The organism is Mesorhizobium sp. M7A.F.Ca.CA.003.01.2.1 (assembly GCF_003998945.1).
GTDB classification, from domain to species: domain Bacteria; phylum Pseudomonadota; class Alphaproteobacteria; order Rhizobiales; family Rhizobiaceae; genus Mesorhizobium; species Mesorhizobium ciceri.
In genome coordinates this window covers 1-5024 of the sequence record NZ_RZRA01000370.1, presented here as the reverse complement: position 1 = coordinate 5024, position 5024 = coordinate 1, and the positions used below count along the sequence as shown (strand labels likewise).

Genomic DNA, 5024 nt, shown 5'->3' with positions numbered 1-5024 from the left:
CGACGAGATCGATCCGGCGGACTGGCGGCGCTGCATCGACATCTGCCTGACCGGCCAGTTCCTGTGCGCCCGGCGCGCGGTGCCGCTGATCAAGGCGGCGGGCGGCGGTTCGATCGTCTCGATGTCGTCGGCCGCCGGCCGCCATGGCTACGCCTTCCGCACACCCTATTCGGCGGCCAAGTTCGGTGTCATCGGTTTCACGCAAAGCTTGGCCAAAGAGCTCGGGCCGCACGCCATCAGGGTCAACGCCATCCTGCCCGGCATCATCGAGGGCCCCCGCATCGAAGGTGTTATCTCGGCGCGCGCCAAGCAGGTCGGTATCAGCCACGAGGAGATGACCGGGCGCTATCTGCAGAACATCTCGCTGCGTCGCATGACCAGCCCCTATGATGTCGCGTCGATGGTCGCCTTCCTGCTCTCCGATGCGGGGATCAACATTTCCGGCCAGTCGCTCGGCGTCGACGGCAACGTCGAAACACTTTGAGGAACAAACCATGGCCAATGTCGCGATCGTCGGAAGCGGGTTCATCGGGCGGGCCTGGGCGATCAGCTTCGCCCGCGCCGGCCATGACGTGCGGATGTGGGACCAGTCGCCCACTGCCCCAGGTGGAGCCCGCGACTACATTGCCGGCGTGCTCGGCGATCTCGCCCAGAACGATCTTCTGCGGGGACAGCAAGCCGGTGAGGTTCTTGACCGTATCTCCGTTGTCGCCGAGCTTGAAGAGGCGTTGGCAGGTGCCGTGCATATCCAGGAGAACACGCCCGAGAATCTCGAGGTGAAGCGCAAGGTGTTCTCCTTGATCGACACGCTTGCCGATCCGCGAACAGTCATCGCCAGTTCCACCTCGGCGCTGTTGCCGTCGAAATTCACCGACCATCTGCAAGGGCGGCAGCGCTGCCTGGTCGTGCATCCGATCAACCCGCCCTATCTCATTCCGGCGGCCGAAATCGTGCCGGCGCCGTGGACCTCGGCCGAGACGGTCGAGAGAACCCGCGCCTTCCTCGTCGACGCCGGCCACGCGCCACTGGTCATGCAGCACGAGCTTGACGGCTTCATCATGAATCGCCTGCAAGGCGCATTGCTTGAGGAAGCTTTCCGGCTTGTCGCCGATGGCTACGCCAGTGTCGAGGATGTCGACGTCGGCATCCGCGACGGGCTGGCGCTGCGCTGGTCGTTCATGGGGCCGTTCGAGACCATCGATCTCAATGCACCCGGCGGCGTGCGCGACTATGTCGAGCGCTATCAGGGCATCTATTCCAACATCTTTCCCCAGACGCAGCGGCGCGTCGACTGGGCCGGCAAGGTCATCGATACAGTCGAGGCTGATCGCCGCAAGCGACTGCCACAGCAAAGCCTAGGCGACCGGCAGGTGTGGCGTGACCGCCGGCTCATGGCGCTCGCCGCCCACAAGAGAAAATCGGATCAGGAGTTTGGAGAATGACGCAAACCAGTCGCAAGCCGGGACCTGCACAGACCAGGGGCAAGGTCATCATCACCTGCGCGGTGACGGGCGCCATCCACACGCCGACCATGTCGCCCTATCTGCCGATCACGCCCGACCAGATCGCTTCGGAGGCGATCGCGGCGGCGGAAGCCGGTGCCGCGATCCTGCATCTGCATGCCCGCGATCCGGAAACCGGCAAGCCCGACCAAACGCCGGAGGCCTTCGCCCGCTTCCTGCCGCGCGTCAAGCAAGGCACCAACGCCGCCATCAACATCACCACCGGTGGCAGCCCCTACATGAAGGTCGAGGAGCGCGTGCGCCCGGCCGCCCAGTTCAAGCCGGAAGTCGCCTCGCTCAACATGGGCTCGATCAATTTCGGGCTCTATCACCTGGCCGACAAATACGAGACCTTCAAGTTCGATTGGGAAAAGCCGCATCTGGAAGCGACGCGCGACCTCGTCTTCCGCAACTCATTCAAGGACATCGAGTACATTCTGGCGACCTGCTACGACAACGGCACGCGCTTCGAGTTCGAGTGCTACGACATCGCCCATCTGTACAACCTTTCCCACTTCGCCGACCGTGGGCTGGTGAAGCCGCCTTTCTTCGTGCAGTCGGTGTTCGGGCTGCTCGGCGGCATCGGCACGCATCCAGAAGACGTCGCCCATATGAAGCGCACTGCCGACCGGCTGTTTGGCGACCAGTTCCGGTGGTCGGTGCTGGGCGCCGGCGCCAGCCAACTGCGCATCGCCGCGCAATCGGCGGCCCTTGGCGGCAACATCCGCGTCGGGCTGGAGGACAGTCTGTGGGCGGGCAAGGGCAAGCTTGCCAAATCGAACGCCGAGCAGGTCTTGCTGGCCCGCAAGATCATCGAAGGACTCGGCATGGAGGTGGCGACGCCCGACGAGGCACGCGAAATCCTGTCATTGAAAGGCGGGGACAAGGTCGCTTTCTGAGGCGGCCCGAGCAATCGCCGCGAGACGCAAAACGGAGGAGGACGGCATGAAGATCGAAGTCGTGGTGGACGTGAAGACCACACTGGGCGAAGGACCGCTGTGGGACGTCGAACAGGAACGACTCTACTGGATCGACAGCTTCGACGGGCGCGTGTTTCGGGCGACCGCCGACGGGCGCGAGATCCGGTCATGGGACGTGCCGATGAAGATCGGCTCAATGGCGCTGCGCAAGGACGGCGGCGGCGCTGTCGTCTCGCTGCAGCGCGGCTTCCATCTGCTCGATTTCGCCACCGGCGAGGTGACGCTGATCCACGATCCCGAGCCGGACAAGCCGATGAACCGGCTCAACGACGGCAAGGTCGACCGGCGCGGCCGTTTCTTCGCCGGCTCCATGGATACGATGGAAGAGGGGCCGTCCGGCGGTCTCTACAGGCTCGATCCGGATTTTTCCGTCACCCGGATCGATTCCGGCATCATCTGCTCCAACGGTCCATGCTGGAGCCCCGACGACCGCACCTTCTATTTCGCCGATACCTGGACCGGCGAGATATGGGCCTACGACTACGATATCGCCACCGGTGCCGCCACCAACAGGCGTACCTTCGTGCGCGTCGACACCAGCCGAGGCGGTGCGGCGGACGGCTCGACCGTCGATGCCGAGGGCTATCTCTGGAATGCGCTGGTCTATGACGGAAGGCTGGTGCGCTACGCGCCCGATGGCAGCATCGATCGCATCATCGACATGCCGGTCAAGAAGATCACCAGCGTCATGTTCGGCGGACCGAAGCTCGACACCCTCTACGTCACCTCGATGGCCAAGCCGCCGCTGCCGCGTTTTCCCGGCGACGGCGTTTTGCGCGGCAGCCTGTTCGCCATATCAGGCCTTGGCGTTAGGGGCGTTGCGGAACCGCGCTTCGGCGGCTGACGCCAGGCAAGCGAAGCGCCGGTAAAATACGCAGATCAGGCCTTGGCGCAGGAATTCGGGCAAGTCTGGCAATTGATGCCGAACGTGTGCATATACAGGCATACATATATCCATGCAGAGGGGTTTCCGTTAGGCTGAGCGCCCCGCGTCAAACGGGAGCATCGATTGCCAGGATTTGCGGAAAGCGTGATGCAGGGGCCGCGAACCGTGGCCGAACAGGTCGCCAATGTCCTGCGCGAAGCGATTGCCAGTGGCACCATCAAGGCGGGCACTTCGCTGCGCCAGGACGAATTGGCCGAGCAGTTTGGCTTCAGCCGCATGCCAATTCGTGACGCCCTTCGCCAATTGGAAGCCGAAGGCATTGTTTCCATCCATCCGACAAAAGGCGCGCAGGTCGCCCGGATGGACAGCGCCGAGATCAGTGAAATCTATGCACTGCGCGAATTGCTCGAATGCGAGGCGTTGCGGCTTTCGCTTCCCAATCTCGCCGGTGACAGGCTCGACGAGGCGGAACAGGTTCTCGATCAGATCGACGCGGAGCGCAATGTCGGCCGATGGGGCGCGCTGAACCGTGCCTTTCATCTGGCTCTCTACGATGCCTGCGGCAACAATCGATTGCTGGCCTTAATCGAGGCGCACCACAATGCCGCCGATCGCTACGTCCGCATCCTGCTGTCGAACCTGGACTATCGCAGCCGCTCGCAGACGGAGCACCGCGATCTGCTGGCCGCCTGCCGGCGGCGCGACGGCGACAGGGCCATAGGCATTCTGAGGCAGCATCTTCGCGAGGGAAGCGAGACGCTGGTCAGCGCGATCAGGGAAGATGGCCTGTCGCGAAAATCCTGACGACATGGCTTGAGTTGCCTCTGCGCACGATCACTGCCACATATTGCAACATCGCTACTCGATCCGAGGATCATCATGTCCCCCGACAGCAGCCTGCCGGCGCGCGCCCTTGCTCCACGTCGCCACGAAGAGATCCTGCGGCGGCTGGGCGCCCAGGGGTCTGTCAGTGTCGCCGAACTGGCCGGGTTCTTCGATGTCTCGCGCGAAACCATCCGCCGTGATTTGAAGCTGCTGTCGGATAAGGGACGGCTCGGCATCGTCCATGGCGGCGCCGCCCGCTTCGAGCCGAGCGAACCGGCAATGAGCTTGCGCAGCCACGAAAATGCCGGAGGCAAGGCCGCGATCGGCAGGCTGGCCGCCGGTCTTGTAAAGGACGGCATGGTGGTGTTCCTCGATTCCGGCACCACCACATTGGCCATCGCACAAGCCATGGCCGACCTGCGCGATCTCACCATCTGCACGGCGAGCCTGAAGATCGCGCTTCTGCTGTGCCACGTCTCAGGCATGCGCGTGCATGTGCTGGGTGGCGAAGTCGATCCGGGCGAGGAAGCGGCCTCGGGAATCGACATGCTCGAAGCCATGTCGCGCTTTCGCGTCGACATCGCGTTCCTCGGTGGTGGCGCGCTGTCGCCCGACGGCGAGGTGACCGATTTCACCCGCGCCGGCGCCGAACAGCGCAGCCGCATGATCGCGCTTGCCGCCAAAACCTACTTCGTTCTCGACAGCAGCAAGTTCGCAAAGCTGACGCCGCTCAGGATTCCGAATTTTCAACGCGCCGCCGGCGTGATCGTCGACGCGAAACCGCAGGCTGACATCGCTGAAGCGCTTGCGCGCAAAGGGCCTGAGCTGATG

6 protein-coding genes are annotated in these 5024 nt (G+C 63.7%); all 6 read left to right on the top strand.

The genetic code is table 11. The annotated features are described in order from the left end of the window. On the top strand, positions 1-484 hold a 484-nt coding region (locus EN969_RS16300; RefSeq protein WP_164758296.1), incomplete at its 5' end, for an SDR family oxidoreductase. 10 nt (positions 485-494) lie between these two features. Continuing rightward, positions 495-1442 carry a 3-hydroxyacyl-CoA dehydrogenase gene (locus EN969_RS16295; RefSeq protein ID WP_063167526.1) on the top strand — a complete coding sequence of 316 codons (948 nt, stop codon included), beginning with the start codon at positions 495-497 and terminating at the stop codon, positions 1440-1442. Then, positions 1439-2401, top strand: coding sequence for a 3-keto-5-aminohexanoate cleavage protein (locus tag EN969_RS16290; protein ID WP_063167527.1), 963 nt, complete (start codon positions 1439-1441; stop codon positions 2399-2401). The genes EN969_RS16295 and EN969_RS16290 overlap by 4 nt, the downstream gene beginning before the upstream one ends. A 46-nt stretch (positions 2402-2447) precedes the next feature. Further along, entirely contained in the window at positions 2448-3326 is an 879-nt protein-coding gene (locus tag EN969_RS16285; protein WP_013533046.1) for an SMP-30/gluconolactonase/LRE family protein, read from the top strand. A 189-nt stretch (positions 3327-3515) separates the two neighbouring features. Then, on the top strand, positions 3516-4172 hold the full coding sequence (locus EN969_RS16280; protein ID WP_063167528.1) for a GntR family transcriptional regulator: 657 nt from the start codon (positions 3516-3518) through the stop codon (positions 4170-4172). Positions 4173-4247: 75 nt separating this feature from the next. Continuing rightward, a partial coding sequence (locus EN969_RS16275) for a DeoR/GlpR family DNA-binding transcription regulator (protein ID WP_164758295.1) occupies positions 4248-5024 on the top strand: 777 nt, incomplete at its 3' end.